Here is a 23,284-nt window from a genome sequence, read left to right on the forward strand (position 1 = left end):
GGCCCGGACCTGCGGACACCTGGAGTCGCTCTGAGCTGCCAATATGTCTTCGAGAACGGCTTTGAGTGCGGAGGTTGCAGAGTGCACCCGACCACTAGTCATCTGACTACGGATCAGAAGGTTAGGGGTTCGAGTCCCTTCGGGCGCACTTCTTTGATCGAGGCCTGAGCTGCGGAAACGCGGTTCGGGCCTTTCTCGTTGTCCAGCCTTTGTAGAGGCTGGGTGGCGATGGGTGTCACTACTTTCCGTGACGGAACGGGTGGCGGCGGCTGCGTGACCTGCGGCTTCGCCTTTGCCCTGCGGGCCGTTTCCCGGAAGGTGTTTCTTTTTCGTTGCGCCCTGCGGGCCGGTTCTTCGGGCGGTCACTTTTCCAGAACCGGGTGGCCGCGTAGCTCGGGTTGATCGGCTCGCCGTCCTTGCGGGTGAACACATAGCCGGAGTCGACACACACCCGATTGCTGCCGGGCCGCTTGTCACGGTGGGCGAGCTGGCGGCTGCGGTGTGCCCACAGGATCGCGACTGTGTGCTTGTCCGAGGCGACCGGCCGGATGTCAGGCGGCGGTCGGACCGATGATCAGCGATTCGAGCGCGGCGAGACCCAGTGTTTGGTGGGCGGTGCTGGTGGTCGGCGCCACCAGGCGCACGCCGTCGCGGGCAACCAACTCGTGCAGGAGTTGTACCCCGGCGCTGGCGAGGAACGTGACCTCGGTGAGATCGAGGACGAGGTCCTGGCCCGCTTCGGTGGTGACGGCGGTGCGGAGGAGATGGACGGTGGAGGCGTCGATCGGTCCCCGGACGCTGAGCACGGTTGGTTCCCGGCGGGTGATCGCGAGGTCGAAGGTGCGTGGGGCGGGGCCGGGCTCGGGTGGGGTGGTGTCGGTTCGTCCGACGACGGTGGGGTGGGCGATGCTGCGGCGCAGGGTGACGGTGGTGCCGGTGTCGCGCTGGTCGACCCGCATGTCATCGGTGCAGGCGCGCATCAAGGCCAGGCCACGGCCGCCGCCGGTGCCGTCCGGGGTCCGCCAGCGGCCGTCGTCGCTGACCTGGATGGTGGCGCGGCCGTCGCTGTCCAGGGTGGCGTGAAGGCGCAGCCGGCCGGGGTGGTCATCGTCGTGGCGTTGGTGGTGGTAGGCGTGGTCGACGGTGTTGGCGGCGGCTTCGTAGGCGGCGAGGGTGAGCGCCACGCGGTCGTCGGGCCGGCCTCCGAACGCGTCGAGCCATGAGCCGACAGCGTCGCGCAGCCCGGTGAGTTCGTCACGCCGGGCCGCAACGTCCAGGACGAACGGCGGTGTGGCGGCGGGGAGGCGGTGCGCGGCGAGGACGGTGACGTCGTCGGTGTAGGAGGTGCGGGTGATGCGTTCGACGGTGAGGCTGCACAGCCGGTCGGGTGGCGACGTGGGGACGGTCCGCCCGTGGGTGCCGGCCGCGGCGGCGGTCACTCTGGCGAGCCGGGTGAGTCCGTCGTCGAGGGTTTCGCCGGGGCGTTCGATCAGGCCGTCGGTGTAGAGCAGCAGGACTTCGCCGGGGCCCAGAGTGGTGGTCGCCAAAGTGGTGGGCGAGCCACCGATGCCGAGGGGGTCGCCGTGTCCGTCGTGCAGGTATCGGACGGTGTGGTCGGCGGCGCAGATCAGTGGCGGGGGGTGGGCGCGGGCGGTCCAGGTGAGGGTGCCGTCGGCGGGGTCGAGCACGGCGACGCATACGGTCGCGGCCCGGGTGGACGGGGTGGTGGCGGCGAATCGGTCGAGCCGGTCGACCGCGTCGGCGAGTGGTTGGCCGGATTGCAGGGCTTCGTGCAGGATGGTGCGGAGCTGGGCCATCGCGGCCGCTGCGGCCGCGCCGTGGCCGACGACGTCGCCGACGACCAGCGCCACCTGGCCGGAGCCGACCGCGACGGCGTCGAACCAGTCGCCGCCGGCTTGCAGTTCGGTGCCCGCGACGACGTACTGCGCTGCCAGCCGCGCCTGCGGTAACACGGGCAGCGCGTCGGGGAGCAGGTTGCGTTGCAGGTCGAGCACGACCTGCTCGGCTCGGGCGAGGCGCTGTTCAGCGCCGGTGGCCCTGGCTTCGGCGGTGCGTTGGGCGAGGACTTCCTCGGTGACGTCGAAGCCCCAGGTGATGATGCCGCGCATCCGGCCGTCGGGATGACGCCAGGGGTTGACGGTCAGGTTGATGAGGATCTCCGATTCCGGGTCCGACGGGTCGAGGTTCAGCCGCCACGCGGACGCGGTGAACGGCTTGCCCTCGGCGAAGACCCGGTAGTAGTTCTCCAGCAGCTCCTGCCCGACCATGGTGAACGCGAAGTCCGTGACCGGTTTACCGACCGGTTCCCGCTTGTCGTAGGCCGCCCGGGACGCGGCGTTGGCCGCCACGACGATCAGGTCCGGTCCCTCACACGCGGCGAAGAACAGCGGCAGCTCGTCGAGACTCTCCAGCACGTCCTTCGGCTCGCCCACCTGCCGGACAAGCTCATCCCAGGTCCGTGCCGGGACGGCGTGAGTGTCGGCCATTCACCGAGGATAAATCGGGTCGTCGGTGTCGGCTCGTCCGGCACGGCCACGGGCGAGAGCGAGCTGCGCCTCGATCCGGGCGACCAGTTCCCGGGCGGTGAACGGCTTGACCACGTAGTCATGCGCACCCGCGGCGAGGGCGGCGACGGCCGCGTCGGGGTCGGCGACGGCGGTGAGCACGATGACCGGCGTTTGCCGCAGCGCCGGGTCGGTGCGGATCGCGGCCAGCAGCGCCAGCCCGTCGAGGCGAGGCATCATCGCGTCGGTCAGCACCAGGTCGACCGGCCGGGTGGCGAGGACCTGCAGCGCTTGCGCCCCGTCGGCGGCCGCGGCCACCTCGTAGCGGTCGTCCAGCAGCCGGCTCAGGTAAGCACGCAGATCCGGATTGTCGTCGACGAGCAGCACGACCGGCCGCCGGCCCGGCAGCACCGCATCCGGCGCGGGCGCGTCCTGGATGTCGGCGGGCGCCGTCTCAGCACCGGTCAGCCACAGGCGCGCTTCGTCGGCGAAGGCCTGCCGACGCGATGACGACGGCGAACGTCCGGTCTCGGTGTCGTCGCCGAAGTGCGGGGCGCGTCGCTGGGCCAGCGGCAGCCAGACGGTGAAGGTAGTGCCCTGATCCGGTGCGCTGCGAACCCGCACGGAGCCGCGGTGCAACCGCACCAGCTCCTGCACCAGCGCCAGCCCGATCCCGGAACCCTCATGACTGCGTGCCAGCACCCCGCGGATACGGTGGAACCGCTGGAACAGGTGCGGGATCTCGTCCGCCGCTATGCCGACACCGGTGTCGGTGACCTGCAGCTCCGCGTGATTGGTGCGCAGCCGCATCGTGATCGTGATCGATCCGGTGAAGGTGTGCTTGAGCGCGTTGGAGACCAGGTTGAGCACGACCTGTTCCCACATGTCCGGGTCGACCGGCACGGTGCGGCCCAGTGGCGGGCAGTCGACGACGTAGGCGAGGCCGGCGTGCTCAACGGCGGAGCGGAACACGCTTGCTATGTCGGTGGTCAGCTCGGCCAGGTCCACGTCCTCGTACCGGGCGCGGGTCGCACCCTGCTCGATGCGGGCGAACTCCAGCAGCGTGCTGACCAGCTTGAGCAGCCGCAGCGCGTTACGGTGCGCCAACCGGACAGCCTCAGCCTGCTCGGCCGCCAGCCGGCTGGACAGCAGCTGCTCCAGGGGCAGCAGCATCAGTGTCAGCGGGGTGCGGAACTCGTGACTGACGCTGGCGAAGAACTCGTCCTTGGACCGGTTCAGCGCGGCCAGAGCGGCCATCCGCTCCTGCATGTCCCGTCGCCGGCGACCGGCCAGCACCCCGGCACCGATGTGTTCCGCGACCAGTTCGAGAAACGCTCGGTGATCGTCGTCGAACGGCACCAGAGCCTCCACAGCGAGGATCACCACGGCCGCCACCCTGCCGTCGTCACGACGCCCCGCCGGGATCACCATCGCGCGGGCCGGCAGAAGCCGGTTCTCGCCCAGCGTCCAGCCGTGGAACCGGGTGCCGAGGTCGTCCACCACCGCCGCGTGGCGCTCCCGCAGCACGCCGGCGACCGGCCACGACGCACCCTCACGCAGGCTCAACCGCCGCTGCGCCACTCCGAATCCCGGCCGGACCCCGGCCGCGGCCGCCAGATGCAGCTCGGCGCCGGTCTCATCGGGCAGGTAGACCAGCGCGAACGGAATGTCCTGACGGCCGGTGCTCAACGCGTCCGCCATCCGCTCACACGCCACATGCTCGTTGTCCGGGTCGTCATCGGTGGCCGCGGCCAGCCGCTGCAACAACCGCAACCGGCGGTTCGCAACCACCTGCCCCGTGGTCTCGATCAACGTCGCCAGAACCCCCACCACCCGGCCGCCGTCGCGCACCGGGCTGTAGTCGGCCGTCGCGTAGACCAGCTCCGCCGTACCGTGCCGGTCGACGGTGAACGCCTGATCACGCAGCAGCCGGCCACGCCCGCTGTGCCACACCTCATCGAGCACCGGCCCGAACTGCTCCGCCGCCTCCGCCCACGTCACCAGCACCGGCTGACCCAGCATGGCGGGATGTTTGTCACCGGCCAGATCCCGATAAGCGTCGTTGTAGAGCTGCACCATGTCGCGGCCCCACATCAGATTCATGGGCACCTGCGCGGCCAGCACCGTGGCCACCGTGTTTCGCAGAACCTCGGGCCACGCCTCCAGCGGGCCCAGCGGCGTCCCCGCCCAGTTCACGGCGGCCATGCGCTCGCCCATCTCGTTCCCGGCGGCGAACACCGCCTCCACGGCCAGCACCTGCGGCAGCGGCAACCGCTCGCCGCGACCCACGACCGCGTCGAGCACCTCCGGGATCTCACCCAGCGGCAGTACCAGATCCGCAAGCCCGGCTTCGGCCACCGCGCCTGGCATCCCGAATGCCAGCGACGTCACCTCGTCCTGCACCAGCACCGTCCCGCCGGCCTCTTTGACCGACTGGGCCCCCACCAATCCGTCATGGCCGTTACCCGTCAGCACGAGCGCAAGAACTCCCGCGCCGAACGTGTCAGCGGCAGAAGTGAACAGCTCATCGACCGTGCGCAGCGACGACGGTCGCCCGTGCGGGCGCACCGACAACGTCGCGTCGGGCTCCAACCGCATCGACGACCGAGCCGGACACAAGTAGACCCGGCCCGGCAGTATGTGCGCTCCGTCGGCCGCCCAGTCGACCGGCAGCGGCGTCACCCGTTCCAACACCGAGGTGAGTCGCGACGTCGCCGGGCCGATGTGAAGCACCACCAGAACCGCAGCCGACGGCGTCGTCCGGAGGCTGCCCAGCACCACCTGCAACGCCTCCGCACCACCCAGCGAACAGCCGATCACCACCACCGAATAGCGAGAAACCTCAGCCACCAATCCAGTGTCCCCCGCCCCGCCCCGACCGCCGACAGACCAACAAGCCCTTACAGCGCTGAGGACCGAAGGGCTTTCTGGCCCATTCGTGATCACCTAGCTCGGACGCCGAGTCACGACGTCCGCCCCGAACCGGCAGGACATGCCAGTAAGTCCGGGGTGCTGGGTAGACGTGCCAGAGATACGGCGCCGCTTCGCGACACGATGCCAGGAAGACGTGTCGGATGCCGGTGTCACTGAGGAGCCCTGCGGGGGCAGAATGGAAGAGTGGTGGCGCGTTATGGCGTGGACAGCCCGGACGATCGAGACCGGGCCGGACAGGCACGCGATGATGCCGCTGACGCCCGTGACACGGCGGCGCACGACCGCGATCGCGATGCCGATGCCCGTGACCGGACGGCGGCCATCCGCGACGAGACCGGCTATGAGGTACAGCAGGTCGCACGGCATCGGCTGCGAGCCGCCGAACTTCGTGACCGAGCGGCGGCCGAGAGAGCGGAGGGCGCCCGCCGACGCGAGCAGGCGGCAGCCGGCCACCAACCCGACCCGGACCAACTGCTGATCTTGTGGGAGCAGGCGGCATCCGACCGCGACGCCGCAGCCGCTGACCGCGACCAGGCAGCCGCCGACCGGATCGCCTTCCTCGACTACCTGGATCACGTTCGAGGCGAAAGATCGGCAGCAGCCAGGGACCGTACCGCCGCCGATCGTGACCGGGCGGAGGCCGGTGCCGACCGAGGCGCCTCAGCAGCCGACCGCGCTGCCAACGACGCCACACGCCAGCAAGCCGCTCTCGAACGCGCCATCAACGAGAACGCCGGCCCACGCGATGATCGATAGAACACGGGTCTCCGGGTCGAAGGTCTTCGGCCGTCAGCGCCCACCGTCATCGACAGAGTTCCATGGGTCCGCCGGTGGCCACCGCGGGGAAGGTGATCCGGTGGTGATCTGATGTCGGCGACCGTTTCATCACGCACGCGACCGCATCAGCATGTTCGCGTGGCGGTTGTTTTCCGGCCTCTGTAGAGCGGTGACGGACCGCGACGGCGCACTTCGTATTCGACGGGAGTACGTAAGATCGCGGCGTGAACGACGCGGGGCCCGGCCGGTGACGGTGGAGAGGGTGATGGACCGTGCGCTGCTGGCGGACTTCCTCCGGGCCCGGCGTGAAACGCTGCAGCCGGAGGATGTCGGGCTCCCGCGCGGGTCCCGGCGCCGGACCGGTGGGCTGCGCCGCGAGGAGGTCGCGGTGCTGGCCGGCATGTCGGCCGACTACTACAGCCGGCTCGAGCAGAAGCGCGGCCCGATGCCGTCCGAGCCGATGCTGACCGCCGTGGCCCGGGCGCTCAAGCTCAGCCAAAGCGAAACGGAACACCTGTTCGCGCTCGGCGGGCACGCGGCACCGCGGCGGGTCTCGCTCGACGAGCGGGTCAGCCCGACCATCAGGCACATCGTGGAGCAACTCGTGGACACGCCCGCGATCGTGTTCTCCCGCTTCGGCGAGGCCCTGCTGCAGACTCCGGCGGCGAAAGCCCTGTTCGGTGACTACACCCGGTTCACCGGAATGGCGCGTTATCTGACCTATCGCTGGTTCACCGATCCGGTACAGCGCGCCCTGTATCCGCCCGAGGACCATGACGTACGCGGGCGGGTCTTCACGGTGGAGCTGCGGGCGGCCTACACGGCGGATCCGGCCGGCACCGCCGGGGAGATCGTCGACGCGCTGCTGGCGGTCAGCCCCGAGTTCGCCGAGGTGTGGCGCCGGCACGAGGTGGGCGTCACCCACCACCTGGACCTGAAGCGGTACCGGCATCCGATGCTGGGCGACCTGGAGATGTACGGCCGCCGGCTGGTCGACCCCGACGAGAACCAGGAGCTGCTGGTCTTCATGGCCGAGCCCGGTTCGCCGAGCGAGGCGGCCCTGAAACGGCTGATCGAGTGAGGATTCCGTTATCCATGGTCTGACATACCGTGGATGACCGCGCCATTCATCCGCCCGCCGTTTCCCGCCACGCTGAAGTGGTCGAACCGGGAAGGCGGTGGACGAACGTGGATCGGCAACTGCTGGCGTACTTCCTGCGAGTACGCCACGGCCAGGTGGAACCCGCATGCCGGGTCAGCCCGGTCCTTGAGCTCGTCGTCGAGCACCTGCCGGACGACCTCGCGACGGTGTTCTCCGGGTTCGGCGAGGTGTTGCTGCAGACGCGCCGGGCGATCGCCCTGTTCGGCGACTACAGCGGGAACGACGTGGTAGATCGCTGGCGGCAGGACCCGTCGGCGCGCAGACGCTTCCTCGTCGAGGCAGGCCCGGCGTACGGCCGTCTGCGGCGTTACCGGCACGCCGAGCTGGGTGTGCTCACGCTGTATCGCCAGCTCCTCGTGGATCCCGTGGAGCGTCAGCTGCTGCTGGTCTTCACCGCGGTTCCCGGCTCCGTCACCGACGAGAAGCTCCGGCAACTGTAGCCCGGATCACACCGCATCAGCATAGCTTCGAATTCGAAGCATGCTACGTTCATATTGCTTCGAGTTCGAAGCAACCTAGACGAAAGGCAGTCCCGCCATGAAGGCAGTGCGTTTCCACGAGTACGGCAACCCGGACGTCCTGCGTTACGAGGACGTGGACCAGCCGGTCCCCGGCGCCGGCGAGGTCCGGATCCGGGTGGCGGCGACGTCGTTCAACCCGGTCGAGGGCAACATCCGGGCCGGACGCATGCAGGGCCCGATCCCGGTGGCCCTGCCGCACACCCCGGGCATCGACATCGCCGGCACGGTCGACGCTCTCGGCGACGGCGTCACCGGCCTCGCGGTCGGTGACCAGGTCATCGGCGCCCTGCCGCTGACCAGCACCGGCGCCGCCGCCGAGTACGTCATCGCCCCGGCCGCGATCCTGGCGGCGGCGCCCACGAGCGTCCCGCTGACCGACGCCGCCGGACTCCCGCTGGTCGGCCTCACCGCGTGGCAGGCGCTGTTCGAGCACGCGAACCTGACCGCGGGCCAGCGGGTGCTGATCAACGGCGCGGGCGGCGTCGTCGGCGGATACGCCGTCCAGCTGGCCAAGAACGCCGGCGCGTACGTGATCGCCACCACCGGCGCGAGCAGCGCCGAGCAGGCCAAGACCGCGGGCGCCGACGAGGTCCACGGCCCCGGCCTCCCCGATCTGACCGACCAGGTCGACGTGGTGCTCAACCTGGCGCCGGTCGACCCGCAGCAGCTGGCCGCCACCGCCGGGCTGATCCGCGACGGCGGCGTCGCCGTGAACACGACGGTCTGGATGCCCGCCCCCGCCGACGAGGCCCGCGGCGTGCGCGGCATCAACCTCTTCTTCCACCCCGACGCCGGGCAGCTCGCCCAGCTGGTGACGCTGCTCGACTCCGGTGCGCTGCGCCTCGGCCCGACCCGGCGGGTGCCGCTGGCCGACCTGGCGCAGGTGCACACCAAGACGCTCACCGCGCCGATCACCGGCAAGGTCGTCGTCCTCGCCCCCACCTCCCGATAGAAAGCGATCTCCCCATGACTCTCTGGACCCCCACCACCGTCGGCGGCATCGAGCTGCCGCACCGTCTCGCCATGGCGCCGATGACTCGCGATCGCTCCCGGGCCGACGGTGTACCCAGCGACCTCAACCGCGAGTACTACGCCCAGCGGGCGTCGATGGCGCTGATCATCACCGAGGGCACCCAGCCCTCCGACGACGGACAGGGCTACCTGCTCACCCCCGGCATCTACACCCAGGACCATGTCGAGGGCTGGCGCGAGGTGACCGACGCGGTGCACGCCGCCGGCGGCCGCATCGTCGTCCAGCTCATGCACACCGGCCGGATCGCCCACCCGGACAACACCCCGCACCACCGGCGGCCGGTCGCCCCGTCCGCGGTCCGCCCCGCGGGGGTCATGTTCACCGCCTCCGGCCCGCAGGAGATGCCGGTTCCGCGGGCGCTGGAGACCGGTGAGATCGCCGGCGTGGTGGACGAGTTCCGGCACGCGGCCGCCGCAGCGGTCGCGGCCGGGTTCGACGGCGTCGAGATCCACGGCGCCAACGGCTACCTGGTCCACCAGTTCCTGTCCAGCAACGCCAACCAGCGCACCGACGACTACGGCGGCACGGTGACCAACCGCATCCGCTTCGCCCTCGAAGTCGCCGCGGCCGTCGCCCAGCAGATCGGCGCTGCCCGCACCGGCCTGCGGCTCTCCCCGGGCAACCCCTACAACGACATCACCGAGAACGACACCCGCGAGCTCTACCCGGCCCTGATCGACGCCCTGGCTCCGCTGAACCTCGCCTACCTGCACCTGATCCACGCCGGTGACGAAAAACTACTGGGCGAACTGAGAGCCGGTTGGCCGACGGCGTTGCTGCTCAACCGGGCCGGCGCGCCCCTCGACAGCCGGGTCGCCGATCTGGACGCGGGTCTGGCCGACGTTGTAGCGGTGGGTGCGGCGGCCCTGGCCAACCCCGATCTGCCTGCCAGGATCCGGGCCGGCGCGCCGCTCAACGACCCCGACCCCGCCACCTTCTACGGCGGCGACCACCGCGGATACACCGACTACCCGACCCTCACCAGCGCGGACCGCTGAGCCCAGGATCAATTTCGGTCGACGTGGTGCGGGTCTGCGAGTAGGGTGCCGCGGCGATCAAGTTTCGGCGCGGGGGATGGAACGACGTGCGTTTTGAGGTGCTCGGCCCCTTTCAGGTACGTGACGGGGACCGAGTGGTCGACGTCGGCCGCCCGCAACACCGGGCCGTGCTCGCCGCGCTGCTGATCGATGCCGGTCGGGTGGTTCCGGCGGATGTGCTGCTGGACCGGATCTGGGGTGAGGGCGCCGGGGCCGGTGGCACCGCGTCGCTGTACTCCTGCATCTCCCGGCTGCGGAAACGGCTCGGCCCCATCATCGTGACCCAGGCGCCGGGATACCGCCTCGACGTGGACGGCGCCACCATCGACGCGGTCCGGTTCGGTGATCTCGTCTCGGCGGCACGCCGGTCGATCGCGGCCGGGCGGCCCGACGTGGCGCGGGAGCACGTCACCGACGCGCTCTCGCTGTACCGGGGCACGCCGTACGGCGGTATCCCGGGGGACTTCCTGGCCCACGAGGTGAGCCGGCTGGAAGACCAGGTCCTCGCCGCCACCGAACTGGCCGCCGAACTGGATCTCGCCCTCGGCCGGGAATCGGCGCTGGTGGGCTGGCTGCCCGAGGTGGTGACCGCGCACCCGTTGCGTGAGGGTATGCGCGGCACGTTGATGACCGCCCTCTACCGGCTCGGCCGGCAGGCGGAGGCGCTGCGGCTCTACGAGGACGCGCAACGGCTGCTCGCCGAGGAGCTCGGGGTCGACCCCGGTCCGGCGCTGCAACGGCTGCACACGCTGGTTCTGCGTCAGGACCCCAGCCTGGACCCGGCGCCGCCGGCCGTGGTGCCGGGCCCGGCGGCGGGCGCGGGAACGGACGCCGCGACACGACAAGGCGCGACGGCACGGCAGGACGCGGCGGCAGAGCCCGGCACGACGGCACGGCAGGACGCGGCGGCAGAACTCGGCACGGCGGCACGGCCGGAGGCGCCGCGGTGCACCCGGGACGAGATGGTCGGCCGCGATCCGGAGCTGCGCCGATGTCTGGACGCGCTGGCGCGGGCCCGGGACGGCGCGCCGGCCGGGATCGTGATCTACGGCGAGGCCGGCATCGGCAAGACCCGCCTGGTCGAGGAGGTCGTGCTGAGCAGTGCCCAGGTGTCCGACGTGGCCTGGGGCAGATGCTTCGATCACCCGGGCAGCCCGGCTTTCGGGCCCTGGGCGCAGGTGCTCGCGACGCTCGCCGGACGCCGTGGCGGGCAGGCCGTGGCCGACGCGCTGAACGGCCGCGGGGCCGAGGCCGCTCTGCTCCTGCCGTCCGACGCGGTTCCGGCCGGCCATGCCGTCCCGGTCGCCGGCGCGCCCGAGGTGGCACGCGCCCGCCTGTACGACGCGGTCACCGCCTTTCTCGAGACGATGGCGGCCGAGCGGCCGGTCACCGTGGTCCTGGAGGATCTGCACTGGGCGGACCCGGAGTCGGCCGAGCTGACCGAGTACGTCGCCCTCACCGCCCGGTCCGGCGGGCTGGCCCTGCTGATGACCGTGCGGACGCCGGCCGAGGACGGCGGCGTCCAGGGTGAGACCCTGCTCGCCGCGCTCGCCCGCCGCCCCGGCACCGAGCGGATCGCGCTGCACGGCCTCGGCGTCCCGGAGGTGCGCCTGTTCGCCACCACCCGGCTCGGATCCGATGTGGACGAGGCGGCCGCCGAGCGGCTGCGCCGGCGCACCGACGGCAACCCGTTCTACATCGCCGAACTGGTCCGGCTGCTCGGCGAGGAACGCCAGATCTCGGGTCGTGCCCTGGTGGCCGTGCCGACCACGGTCCGGGCCGTCATCGAGCGACGGTTGCGGCACCTCCGGACACCCACCCGGGAACTGCTCGCCACGGCCGCGGTGATCGGCCGGAGCTTCGACGTCGGTGTGCTCGGCGAGGTCTGCGGGCGTACCCCGTTGGAGCTGGCCGGGGCGCTGGACCCGGCGGCCGCCGCCGGCATCCTGGCGCCGAGCGAGGAGAGCCCGAGCACCTGGTCCTTCGCTCACGCCCTGGTGCAGGACACGCTTGCCGCGGTGACCGGGCCGATGCGGCGGGCTGCCCTGCACGCGCAGGTCGCCGAAGTGCTCGAGCGGCGGCACGAGGGGAACCTGACGGCGGTGGCGGCGGCCCTGGCGCACCACCACGCGGCGGCCGGCATGGTCGGCGACCCGGCCAAGGCGGTCCGCTTCAGCCTGGTCGCCGCCGAGGCGGCCCAGGACCGGCTCGCCTTCGGCGAAGCCCGGCGTCATCTGGACCGGGCGTTGGAGCTGGTCCGATCGGTGCCCGGCGCGGCGGCCGGCCTGTTGGAGCTGCAGACCCGGGTACGGATCGGATCGCTGCTCACCCTCACCCACGGCTACAACGCCGAGGAGGTCGCGGTGCACCGCCGCCACGCGTTGCGGCTCGCGGTCGAGACCGGCTCCACCGAGCATCTGCTCTCGGCGCTCTGGGGCACCTGGGGCGTCGCGCTGGTCTCCGGCGACTTCCCGATGGCCGAGACGGTCGCCGCGGAGATGGAGTCGGCGGCTGATCGAACCGGTGATCCGATGCTGACGCTGGCGTTCCACCACGCCGCCGGCCAGGTCCGTTACCACCAGGGCCGGCTGCTGGAGGCGAAGCGGCACCTCGAACAGGCTGCCGAGTTGGCCGATCGGCACGCTGACGCCGTACGCCTGGAATTCTTTCTGCAGCACCCGGCGGTCGCGGCACGCGGCTGGCTCACGAAGGTGCTCGCGTTGATGGGTGAGATCGAGGCGTCGGATGCGGTGTCCCGGGACGCCGAGGCACGCAACCGGGCGCTCGGGGACCCCTACACCGCTACCTACATCGACATCCTGGAGGGCTGGCGAGCCGTGTTCCTGGACCGCCCGGCGGATGCGCTGCGGCACGGCGAACACGGGTACGCGGTCGCCGAGAAACACGGGTTCGCCCAGCTGGTCGCGTTCAGCCTGCTGCCACGCGGCTGGGGCCGGGCGCACCACGGGCGCGCCGAGGAGGGCGTCGCCGACGTCGAGCTCGGCATCGCGATCTTCTCGGCCCAGCCGGCGGGTCACATGTTCGGGCACATCATGGAGTACGCGCTGGCCGACGCGCTGCGCTTGGCCGGACGCCCGGAGGACGCCCTGGCGGCCAGCGGGCGAGGCATCGCCGAGGCGGAGCGGATCGGCGAGCGCTTCTTCCTGGCCGGGTTGCACCTGCAGCACGCCGCCCTGACGCAGCGGCTCGGCGGCTCGGCGGAGCAGGTCACCGCGGATCGGGAGCGCGCCGGCGCGATCGCGCGCGAGCAGTCAGCCGGCCTCTTCCTGGGGCGGCTGAAGACCCGCTGACACCGGCTGGGGGTTCGCCGGCCCGAAGAGGTCCTCGAGGGTGTCCCCCGGCTCGGCCACGGGATCGGGTAGAGGGAAAGGGTCGCCCTCGGGTAAAGGATCGTCCACCGGGGAAGGGTCGCCCACCGACCTTGTCGTTTTCTTGTCGCCGCCTGCGCCCGCCGACGACAAGGGCGCGCCAAGGCCGGGGCGGGAGGCTTCCGACGATCCGCCGCACTCTGCGGTGGCCCGTCGATCCCGGAGATTCTCTTGTCAGCGAAAGTCGCGCGCCGCCGGTTCCACCGGTTCGCCGTGCTGCCGGCGCTTCTCGCGCTGTCCGCCACGGCGATCGTCGCGCTCCCATCGTCACCGGCCGCAGCAGTTGATGATCCGCCCACATCCGCCGGCGTGGAGCTCACCGATCTCGGCGTTCTCTCCCACGGCGGCGGCATCCGCGCGATGAACAACCGTGGTCAGGTCGTCGGTGGTGTCTGGACCCCCGATGGGCAGCACATCGTGCCCACGCTCTTCGAACGCGGGGGACAGACGTCCCTGGCGGAGAGCTTTCCGGAGGATCTGCACGACGGTTACGCCCTGGACATCACCGACGACGGTGTGGTCCTGGGTGAGGCCGACTACAAGAAGGAGAAACAGGCCTTCCTGTGGGAGAACGGGCAGGTGGAGTTCCTCGACTCCGGCTGGCCGGGGGCCGTCAACAAGAAGCGCCAGACCGCCGGCACCTCCTACGTCCGTGAGCCGAACGGCGAGAAGATGGTGCTCAGCGGTTCCTACGCCTGGGAATTCGGCGTGATGGACATGAACGACGCCGGGCAGGTCGTCGGTATGGGCGACATCACCGACGACAAGGAGCGGAACCTGCGCGCTTTCCGCTCGCGGCCGGGAATGCCGCTGGATCCGTACAAGGACCTGCTGCAGTGGGCCGGCGAGGGGACCTCGGCCGGTGGCATCAACCAGAAGGGTGAGGTCGCCGGCTACGCCGTCGACCCGACCGGTGGATACGTGCCGGTCATCTGGGACGCCGAGGGCCGGCCCCGGTCGCCCATCACACCGCAGGGCGGCACCGCGAACGGGATCAACAACGCCGGCACGGCGGTGGGCAAGTTCTTCCTCGTCGACGGCAAGACGCGTGCTGCCCTGTTCCAGGACGGCACCTACACCGATCTCAACACCCTGCTGCCCGCCGGGTCCGGGTGGACGCTCACCGAGGCCGTCGCCATCAACGACGTCGGGCAGATCGCCGGCATCGGCCGCCCGGCCGGCGCCGAGTTCGACCACGCGTTCCTGATGGACCTGGCGCCGCAGGGCCCGGTCATCGAGTCGGTGACGCTGGAGACGCAGAGCTACCCGTCGCCCGCGTGGAATCCGGTCACCGAGAGCGGCACCGTCGACGGGAACCGGGTCCGGATCAGTGTCAAGCTGCGCAACCGCAGCGACTGGTTCATCTTCACCCAGCTGCAGCTGACCGAGAAGGTCTCCGGCAAGAAGCTGCCCGGCGGCACCCTCGACGTGATCCTCAACCCCGGTGAGACGACGTTCGAGCGGGTGGAGTGGGATACGGCCGGGTTCGCCTGGAAGAACGGCGATCAGCCGGGCTCCGACCGGACCATCGAGGCGAAGCTGGTCAGCGGTGGGGTGGTCAAGGACTCCCGCAGCGCGCCGATCGTGGTCCGGCCGAAGCCGGTCATCCTCACGCACGGCTACAAGAGCAACGCCGAGGCGTCGTGGGGCAAGTACGCCCCGATCCTGGCCAAGGGCCACCCGCTGCTCAAGGGCTACGCGGTCGGTGACGGCCAGGCTCCCGGCGTGCTGAAGACCGGCGACATGTTCCGGCCGCTGATGCCGACCAACACCCTGCTGCAGAACGCCACGGAGCAGGCCGTGTACATCGACGGCATCCGGAAGGTGACCGGGGCGTACCACGTCGACATCGTCGCCCACTCGATGGGCGGGCTGATCTCCCGGCAGTACATCCAGGAGGACATGCCGCCGTCGCTCGACGACAAGCCGGTCGTGAACCGCCTGATCCAGCTCGGTACGCCGAACATGGGCTCACCCTGCGCGGACTTCCTGCTCGACCTTCCGGGCAGCGACACCTACCGCATCCCGGACATCGCCCCGTACATGCCGGCGACCCTGCAGCTGACGCCCAAATACATGACCGGGGTCTTCAACCAGGAGATCACCAATCTCCGCGGCGTGCCGGTGTCCAACATGGTCGGGCACGGTCACCGGGTGCCCTGTTTCCCGTTCCCGGACGGCGACATCGTGGTGCCGATCCCGAGCGCCCAGTACATCTACCAGGACATCCCGTGGACCGGGATCGACCACCTGGAGATGACGGAGTCCGCGGACGAGTTCGAGAACTACGTCAAGCCGCGCCTGGCCTCGCTCTCGGCCGGCGCCTACGAGCCGGCGAAGAAGAAGGCCGCGGCCGCGGCACCGGCCGGCGACTCCGCCACGACGTTCGCCGTGCCGGCCGCCACGGTGGCCGCCGGTGACAGCAAGACGCTGACGTTCGAGGTGCCGGAGGGCGAGGCGTTCGGTGTCACCGCGGCCCTGCCGCCGACGGTCGGCGTCACGCTGAAGAAGCCGGACGGCACCGTCGCATCGGGTTACGAGCCGCAGAGCGCCGAGGCCCGGCAGCCGATCCAGACGCTCTCGGTGACGAATCAGGTCACGGGTACGTGGACGATCGAGGTCACCAACACGGGCGCCGAGGAGATCCCGGCCGCGTTCGCCGCCTGGGTGGCCGGCAACCCGGTGACGATCAAGGCGGACGCGAAGGCCGACGACACCGGCCGGGCGACGATCACCGCCACCGTGAGCGGCGCCGCCGGAAGCAACGCGACGGCGACGCTGCTCGACGCGAAGAAGCAGCGCACCGACCTGACGCTCACCGACGAGGGCGACGGCGTCTTCCGGGTCGTCACCGACGCTCTGCCGGACGGCGACTACTCGGCCACGGTCCGCGCCGACACCGCGGCCGGCAAGCGCATCACGCACACCACCATCCACGTGCAGCGACCGGACACCCGCGAGTTCAAGCTCGACGTGACGCCGCAGCCCGGTGGCACCGTCGCCGTCGACCCGCAGCAGCCGGTCTACCGGGCCGGCACCACCGTCACCCTCACCGCCAAGGCCGAGGCCGGACGAATGCCGCTCGGCTGGACCGTGGACGGGGTCGCCAAGCCGGCCGGTGCGCTCACCCTCACCATGGACCGCGACCACGAGGTGGTGGCGAAGTTCGGCCGGTACGCGGTCGAGGAGCTCGGCGCGCTGCCGGGCGGCTGGGCGATGAACACCGTCGCCAACGACCTCAACGACCGGGGCCAGGTCGCGGCGACAGTGGTCACCGGCGCCGGGTCCGGTACCGGCACCGATCAGCGCAGGCGTGCCGTGCGCTGGGAGGACGGCACGTTCACCGAGCTGGACCGGCTCCCCTGCGACGAGGCGAAGGGGCCGTGCGGCTCCTACGGCGCCGGCATCAACGAGGCCGGTGACGTGGTGGGCTCGGCTTCGGTCGGCGACGGGTCGATAAACGTCTCGCACGCGACGGTCTGGTCCGGCGGCGCCGTCAAGGATCTGCACGACGAGTCCGTACGGGGACGCGACAGCGCCGCCGAGGCGATCAACGACAAGGGTCAGATCGCCGGTTCGGTGACGCCGTACAACAGCAACGTCTCGAACGTGATCCTGTGGTCGGACGGCAGCGTGAAGCGGACGCCGGAGAGCCCCAAGTTCTGGACGTCGGACTACCGGCGCCCGGCGGGGCGGATGAACGACCGGGGCACGGTGGTGGGTGGCTACGTCACCGCCTCGGACTTCTCCGGCCCGTACCGGTGGATGCCCGCGATGTACGCGAACGGACAGGTCACCAAGCTTCCCGTACCGGAGTGCGGGCCGGGTTGGGAATCCGGTGTCGCCAGCGGCGTGAACCACCGTGGCGACATCGCCGGCACCTACCTCTGCAACAACGGCGACACGGTCCGCGAGAACGGCTACGTGTGGAAGGACGGTGAGCGCGTCGACCTCGGTCCCGGTGAGGCGACCGCGATCAACAACTCCGGTCTGGTCGCCGGCTTCGCCGGGAGCGACAATTCCCGCAAGCCGGTGCTCTGGCTGGACGGCGTGCAGTACCAGCTCGCCGACCTGCTCGCCCAGCGGCTCTGCGGCGCCGGGGTCAGCGGCCCCTGCCTGACGATCGACACGCTGGTCGACGTGAACTCCTCGGGGCAGCTGCTCGCGATGGGCTCCACCACCGAGCTGCGCGCCGACGGCAGGGTCACCAAGGAGGCCCGCTCGTTCCTGCTCGACCCGACGTCGTCCAGCGCGGACCTGCGCGTCGACCACGCGGTGTCACACCTGACTCCCGCGCCCGGTCAGACCGTGACCTGGACGACGACGGTGACCAACTCGGGCCCGGACACCGCCACCGGCGTCCGCGCGACGGTCACGCTCCCGAGCCAGGTGAGCATCAAGGAGTGCGAGACGACCCGGGGCGCCTGCAAGACGGTGGACGGCGCGGCTCGCCTGACGGTCTCGTCGCTGCCGGAGGACGCGACCGCGACGGTCACCGTGACCGGTCAGGTGACCGCCGGGACGAAGGAGAACGAGAAGCTGGTCAGCACGGCCGAGGCGATCAGCGTCGCGGTGCCCGACCCGCAGCTCGCCGACAACACGGCGTCGGTGACCGCGACCGCCATGGAGGCGCTGGACCGTAAAGAGATCGCGTTCGGTGACCCGGTCCGCGTCGGCCAGGCCGCCTGGCCGGTCCCGGTGACGCTCACCAACCGGCAGCCCACGGCGATGAAGCTGCTGGCCATCGAGACGACCGGCCCGTTCCGGCAGACCAACGCGTGCCCGGAGCTCAAACCCGGCGACAAGTGCACGGTGGAGGTCAGCTTCGCGCCGACCGAGGTCGGGCCGGCCACCGGCGAGCTGCGGTTCATCACCGAGGAGGGCGCTGCGCCGGCCTTCACGGTGAAGCTGTCCGGCAAGGGCATCGAGCCCAACAACCGCCCCGTGATCAAGATTCCGGAGGAGATCCAGAAGGCCGCCGCAGGGCAGCCGCTGAAGCTGGAGATCCCCTTCACCGACGAGGACGCCGATGACACGCACACCGCCCTCATCTCGTGGAACGGGATGCAGGACGAGAAAGCCGACATGGAACAGGGACGTGGCGGCGGCACCATTCGCATCAACCGGACGTTCCCCGAGGCGGAGGAGGGCATCGTCGTGCTGACGGTCACCGACTCGAAGCGTGACTCGACCGTCGACGTGTTCTGGTACGAGATCACCGCGGCCGGAACGAACACCGCACCGGAGATCACCGCCGGTCCGGACGCCGAGCTCACCGCCGGCGAGCGGTTCCAGCGGACCGTCACCTTCACCGACCCGACCTCGGAGTCGTGGACGGCGACGGCCGACTACGGCGACGGAACGGTTCGGGACCTGAAGCCGAACGAGCGCGAACTGACCCTGGACCACACCTGGGCGCAGCCCGGCGCCTACCCGGTGACGGTCACCGTCCGCGACGACGGCGGCCTCACCAGCACGGCGAAGTTCACCGTCACGGTGGTTCCGGCGCAGACCCCGAACACGGCCCCCACGGTCGAGTTCACCGGCTCGGCGTCGCTCACCGAGGGCGGCACGTGGACGGCCACCGGCACGATCACCGACCCCGACGACGACGTGTGGACGGCCACCGCGGACTTCGGCGACGGATCCGGCCCGCAGCCGGTCCGGCTCGACGGCAGGTCCTTCGCGCTGAGCCACGTCTTCACCGACGACGGCGCCCGCACCGTCGAGGTCCGGGTCACCGACGACAAGGGCGGCAACGCCGTCGCCACCCGGCTCGTGAAGGTCGCGAACGCGGCCCCGGCGGTCACGCTGACGGCTCCGGCCGCCGGTGCGGTGGTCGCGGTCGGCGCCCCGGTTCGCCTCGAAGCGTCCTTCACCGACGCCGGCGCGGCCGACACGCACACCGCGAAGTGGGAGATCGGCACGAAGACGTACGAGAGCGGCGCCGCCGGCGGCACGGCGACCCTCCCGCACGTGTTCACCAAGGCCGGCCGCTACCCGATCACGGTCACCGTCGCCGACGACGACGGTGGCAAGGCGACGAAGGAGTCGTACGTGCTGGTCTACGACACGGCGACGGCGATCGTGGGCGCCGGCGTGACGGCCTCGCCCGCGGGCTCCTGCACGATCGACAAGGCCTGCGGCCATGCGTCCGCCGCCACGTTCGCGCTGCACGCCGCGTACCCGAGGAAGTCGACCCTGCCCACCGGAGAGCTGCGCTTCACGGCGGCCGGAATCGACCTGCGCGGCACGTCGTTCACGGTGCTGGCGGCGGCGGACGGCAAGGCGGTGCTGCGGGGCGCCGGCACGGCGAACGGCGCGGAGGTGACGTTCGAGGTGACCGCGACCGACTCCAAGCGGCCGCTCGACCGGACCGACTCGCTGCGCCTGGTCGTGACGTCCCGCAGTGGTCAGGTGATCTACGACAACCAGCGGGGTGGCACGAAGAACCCGGTGCTGGGTGTGGTGCGGATCAGCGACTGACCAGGTAGCGAACCCACGGCCCGTCTCCCCATGGGGAGGCGGGCCGTGCCCGTACATCCCCGGGCGCGCCGGGCGTCTCGGCGGGCGAGGCGGTCGGCGCCTCTCTACACTCGTGGCCATGGTGGAATCGCTGGTCGGGTGGGCGTGGTGAGCGCTGCTGGGCTGCCGGCGGCGGTGTTCGATCCGGGTCGGCTGGCCGCGGTGCGGTCCACCGGGCTGCTGGACACCGAGCCGGAGGAGGAGTTCGACGCGTTGACCAGGCTGGCCGCGGAGGTGACCGGCGCCCGGCGGGCTTTCGTCACGGTCGTCGACGACCGGCGGTCGTTCTGGAAGAGCTGCGTCGGCGTGCCCGACCTGCCGGTGGAGCAGCGGCAGAACCTGGTGCACGAGAGCCCGTGCCACATTCTGATCGCCACCGATGCGCCGCTGATCAGTGAGGACGCGCGTCAGGACGTACGGATGAAGGATGTGCCCGCGGTCGAGCAGCTCGGAATCGGGGCCTGGGCGGGTGTGCCGGTGCACGACCGGGGCGGGTTCGTCATCGGCGGGTTGTGCGTGGTCGCCGACGAGGCCCGCGACTGGTCGCCGGTGCAGGTGCGGACGCTGCACACGCTGGCGGAGGCGGCCAGTGCGCAGATCAAGCTACGGCAGGAACTGGATCGCACGCGGGCTCAGGCGCAGCAGCTGGAGGCGTTGGCCCGCCAGGAGCAGCGGCTGCGTGCTGAGGCGGAGCAGCGGGCCGATGCCGCCGCGGAGCTCGCCGCCCGGATGCGGGTGGCCGCGGCGGCGCAGGTCGGTGTGCCGCATCCGGGGGTGTGCCAACTCGGTGGTGCCGACGGTGGGTGCGATGCCCCGGCGGAGATCAAGGTCGCTGACTCGTGGGGAGATTCGGCGTGGGGCTGTCCCCGGCATGTCGAGGAAGTGATCCTCAACGTGCGATCGGTGTTCATCGCCAGTGAGGAACTCGGCGGTCTGGGCTCCTACCTCCGCCGCTGAGTGATCGAGCACGGGGCAGGGACCGGTCCGCCAGGTCCTATCCGGGTCCGCGGTGCGGCCAGGACCTGCGCTGGACGGTTTCAGCGGCGCACGGCCGGGCACGCACAGGGATGTCATCGTCGTGAAGGAGGTAGTCATGCCGGCGCGTAAGGACATGCCGAGCACGATCGAACGCTCGCCGAAGAAGGCGCAGGACACCTACGTCAAGGCACACGACTCCGCGGTCGAGGAGTACGGCGAGGGCGAGCGGGCGCACCGCACGGCGTTCGCGGCGCTCAAGCACTCGTTCGAGAAGGTCGGCGACCACTGGGAGCCCAAGGGCAAGAAGGGCCCCAGCGACTCCAAGGCCGCCGGTGGCCGGGACACCAAGGCCAAGACGGCCGGTGGCGTCGACGCGAACGCCAGCAAGCAGCATCTGATGGACGTGGCGAAGAAGCTGGACATCAGCGGCCGCTCCCGGATGACCAAGCCGGAGCTGGTCGACGCGATCCAGAAGGCCAACAAGAGCAGCACCCGTAAGTCCCGCGGCAAGTAGCCGGCACCTCGCCGCCGGAGCGCCGTTGACGCGGCTCCGGCGGCGCGCCGCCGGAGCCAGCGGGCCGGGTCGGCGTGCGGGTCGCCCGAGTACGACGCCTGCTGAGCCTGGTCGACCGTGGCCCGCAACCAGGAAGGTGCGCGGCCGAAGCTGCCGACCGGTGAGTGGATCAGAAGTCGACAGTCACCCAGGTGTCCTGATCGGCCGGGTCGCGCAGCTGCACGCCCTCGGCGATCCGCTTGATGGCGTCGCTGGAAAGGGCGCCTCCGTAGCCCTCCAGGTCGATCCGGTATTCGCCCTCGACGACCGCGCAGCTCTCCCGGCCGGCGACGCAGTGCACGCCCTCGTCCTCGATGTAGTCGGCCTTTCCGGGTTCGAGGCCCTTCATCACCGAGATCTTCAGATGGCCGGGAAGGACCTCGTCGATGCGGGTGGCCGGGTCGGCGACCGGGCCCTCGTGCAGGAACACCTCCGAGACCGCGTCGGTGGTGCCGGGGACGGCCTGCCGCACCGCGACGGCCTGCCAGCCCTCGGGCAGGAACTTCAATCGGTACGGGACCTTCAGGTCACGCCTGCCCGACGTGGTGAGCCCCGCGGCGATCTCCGTCGCCTGCTCCCGCGACAGGTCGGGGCCCCCGTAGCCGGGCAGCAGGGTGGCCCAGGCGTCGTCGGCGTACTGCCAGGCCAGGGCGGACATGACAGTCTTCTTCGCCGGGTCGGTCGGCGAGGTGTAGGTCCAGTCCCGGCCCAGCGCGTCCCGGCCGTCCACGGTCACCGGGTACTGGTCGCCGATGGTCAGGGTGGTGTCGCCGGCGCCGCCGAACAGGGCGGTGTCGTAGACGCCCTCGTCGTAGACGGCGACGGTCGCGACCTCCAGCGGAGTGGCAGTGCCGTCGCCCAGCGTCGTGCCGTCGTGGTAGACCGGCAGCTCGGTGTACCCGCCGGTGACCTTGACGGCCGGGCCGATCCGGTAGGCGCCGACCCGGTACTGGCCGAGCTCGCTGCTGAAGTCGATCCGGTCGACGGGCAGCGGCGGATCGGTCCGCTCGGCGGGCGGCGCCGAGAACGACGCGTCCGGGCCCGGTTGCCCGGCCGCCGGCGCGTCGTCGAGGCCGGGCTGGGTCAGCACGGTCGCGGAGACCGCCACCGCCACGGCGAGGCAGGCGGCGGCGCCGGTGCCCAGGGCGGCGTTGCGCCAGGCTCGTGCCCGGCGGGCCCGGCCGATGATGTCATCGGTTGTCGTACGCGCCGGAGGCGGCGGCGTGGCCTCGAGCGACTTCAAAACGTCCCGCATGTCGTAGCCCACGTTCGTTCCCCTCTTCGTCGTCGTACAGGGTGATGTCTTCGGCGGCCAGCAGGGCCCGCGCCGAGGCCAGCCCCCGGGCGCACTGGCTCTTGACCGTGCCGGGCCGGCATTTGAGGACGTCCGCGGTCTCCTCGACGCTGAGGCCCTCGAGGAACCTCAGGACGAGCACCGCACGCTGCCGGGTCGGCAGCTTCCTGAGCGCATGGTGAAGGCGCAGCCGTTCGTTGACGACGCCGGCGTGATCGGGCAGCGCCGCGTCCGGCAGATCGCTGCCGTACGAACGTTCGCGCCGCCACGGCTTCCGCTTCTCGTTGATGGCCGCGCGGACCACCATGGTGCGGGCGTACGCGTCCGGCGTGGTGACCTTGTCCCAGCGGCGGTACAGCTTCGCGAGGGTGCCGGCCGTGGCGTCCTCCGCCGTCTGCCAGTCACCACACGTCACGAACGCGAGTGCGCGCAACTGGTCGAATCGGCCGCGGACGAACTCGCGGAAATCCTCCGCGTCTTCGGTGTCCACTCGGTTGTGCTCCCTCCGTCGAGCTAAGAGGCTCAGCCGACCGGAAAGGGTTGCACGCGATCACCG

13 protein-coding genes are annotated in these 23,284 nt (G+C 71.0%); 9 read left to right on the forward strand and 4 right to left on the reverse strand.

What is annotated here, in order from left to right; genetic code table 11:
* Positions 1-551 precede the first annotated feature (551 nt).
* Both AB0G10_RS24105 and AB0G10_RS24110 read right to left on the reverse strand, forming a co-directional pair.
* Positions 552-2,507: a SpoIIE family protein phosphatase gene (locus AB0G10_RS24105; protein ID WP_360925713.1), complete on the reverse strand. Its 1,956-nt coding sequence runs from the start codon at positions 2,505-2,507 to the stop codon at positions 552-554.
* Positions 2,508-5,375: a chemotaxis protein CheB gene (locus AB0G10_RS24110; RefSeq protein ID WP_360926450.1), complete on the reverse strand. Its 2,868-nt coding sequence runs from the start codon at positions 5,373-5,375 to the stop codon at positions 2,508-2,510. It lies immediately after the preceding gene.
* A 267-nt stretch (positions 5,376-5,642) separates the two neighbouring features.
* Between AB0G10_RS24110 and AB0G10_RS24115 the strand changes: the two genes are divergently transcribed.
* The 9 genes from AB0G10_RS24115 to AB0G10_RS24155 all read left to right on the forward strand — a co-directional run bounded on the left by AB0G10_RS24115 (position 5,643) and on the right by AB0G10_RS24155 (position 21,395).
* Positions 5,643-6,215: a hypothetical protein gene (locus tag AB0G10_RS24115; RefSeq protein ID WP_360925716.1), complete on the forward strand. Its 573-nt coding sequence runs from the start codon at positions 5,643-5,645 to the stop codon at positions 6,213-6,215.
* Positions 6,216-6,501: 286 nt separating this feature from the next.
* Entirely contained in the window at positions 6,502-7,317 is an 816-nt protein-coding gene (locus AB0G10_RS24120) for a helix-turn-helix transcriptional regulator (protein ID WP_360925719.1), read from the forward strand.
* Between the two features lie 107 nt (positions 7,318-7,424).
* On the forward strand, positions 7,425-7,838 hold the full coding sequence (locus AB0G10_RS24125; protein WP_360925722.1) for a hypothetical protein: 414 nt from the start codon (positions 7,425-7,427) through the stop codon (positions 7,836-7,838).
* 97 nt (positions 7,839-7,935) lie between these two features.
* Entirely contained in the window at positions 7,936-8,871 is a 936-nt protein-coding gene (locus AB0G10_RS24130) for an NADP-dependent oxidoreductase (RefSeq protein ID WP_360925725.1), read from the forward strand.
* A 14-nt stretch (positions 8,872-8,885) separates the two neighbouring features.
* The gene (locus tag AB0G10_RS24135; protein WP_360925728.1) at positions 8,886-9,950 is read left to right on the forward strand and encodes an alkene reductase; all 1,065 of its coding nucleotides are present in this window, start codon (positions 8,886-8,888) and stop codon (positions 9,948-9,950) included.
* A gap of 134 nt (positions 9,951-10,084) precedes the next feature.
* Positions 10,085-13,300 (forward strand): BTAD domain-containing putative transcriptional regulator, encoded by a 3,216-nt coding sequence (locus tag AB0G10_RS24140; protein ID WP_360925731.1) that lies wholly within the window; start codon positions 10,085-10,087, stop codon positions 13,298-13,300.
* A 249-nt stretch (positions 13,301-13,549) separates the two neighbouring features.
* The gene (locus AB0G10_RS24145; protein WP_360925734.1) at positions 13,550-19,864 is read left to right on the forward strand and encodes a PKD domain-containing protein; all 6,315 of its coding nucleotides are present in this window, start codon (positions 13,550-13,552) and stop codon (positions 19,862-19,864) included.
* A 147-nt stretch (positions 19,865-20,011) separates the two neighbouring features.
* Entirely contained in the window at positions 20,012-20,860 is an 849-nt protein-coding gene (locus AB0G10_RS24150; protein WP_360925737.1) for a GAF domain-containing protein, read from the forward strand.
* Positions 20,861-20,996: 136 nt separating this feature from the next.
* Positions 20,997-21,395 carry a ChaB family protein gene (locus AB0G10_RS24155; RefSeq protein ID WP_360925739.1) on the forward strand — a complete coding sequence of 133 codons (399 nt, stop codon included), beginning with the start codon at positions 20,997-20,999 and terminating at the stop codon, positions 21,393-21,395.
* Between the two features lie 169 nt (positions 21,396-21,564).
* Here the strand turns inward: AB0G10_RS24155 and AB0G10_RS24160 are convergent, their stop codons facing one another.
* Both AB0G10_RS24160 and AB0G10_RS24165 read right to left on the reverse strand, forming a co-directional pair.
* On the reverse strand, positions 21,565-22,689 hold the full coding sequence (locus AB0G10_RS24160; protein WP_360925742.1) for a hypothetical protein: 1,125 nt from the start codon (positions 22,687-22,689) through the stop codon (positions 21,565-21,567).
* Complete coding sequence (locus AB0G10_RS24165) at positions 22,625-23,218, reverse strand: SigE family RNA polymerase sigma factor (protein WP_360925745.1); 594 nt, start codon at positions 23,216-23,218, stop codon at positions 22,625-22,627. The genes AB0G10_RS24160 and AB0G10_RS24165 overlap by 65 nt, the downstream gene beginning before the upstream one ends.
* Between the last annotated feature and the right edge of the window lie 66 nt (positions 23,219-23,284).

Origin of the sequence: Actinoplanes sp. NPDC023714 (assembly GCF_040639855.1) — a bacterium.
Lineage (GTDB): Bacteria > Actinomycetota > Actinomycetes > Mycobacteriales > Micromonosporaceae > Actinoplanes.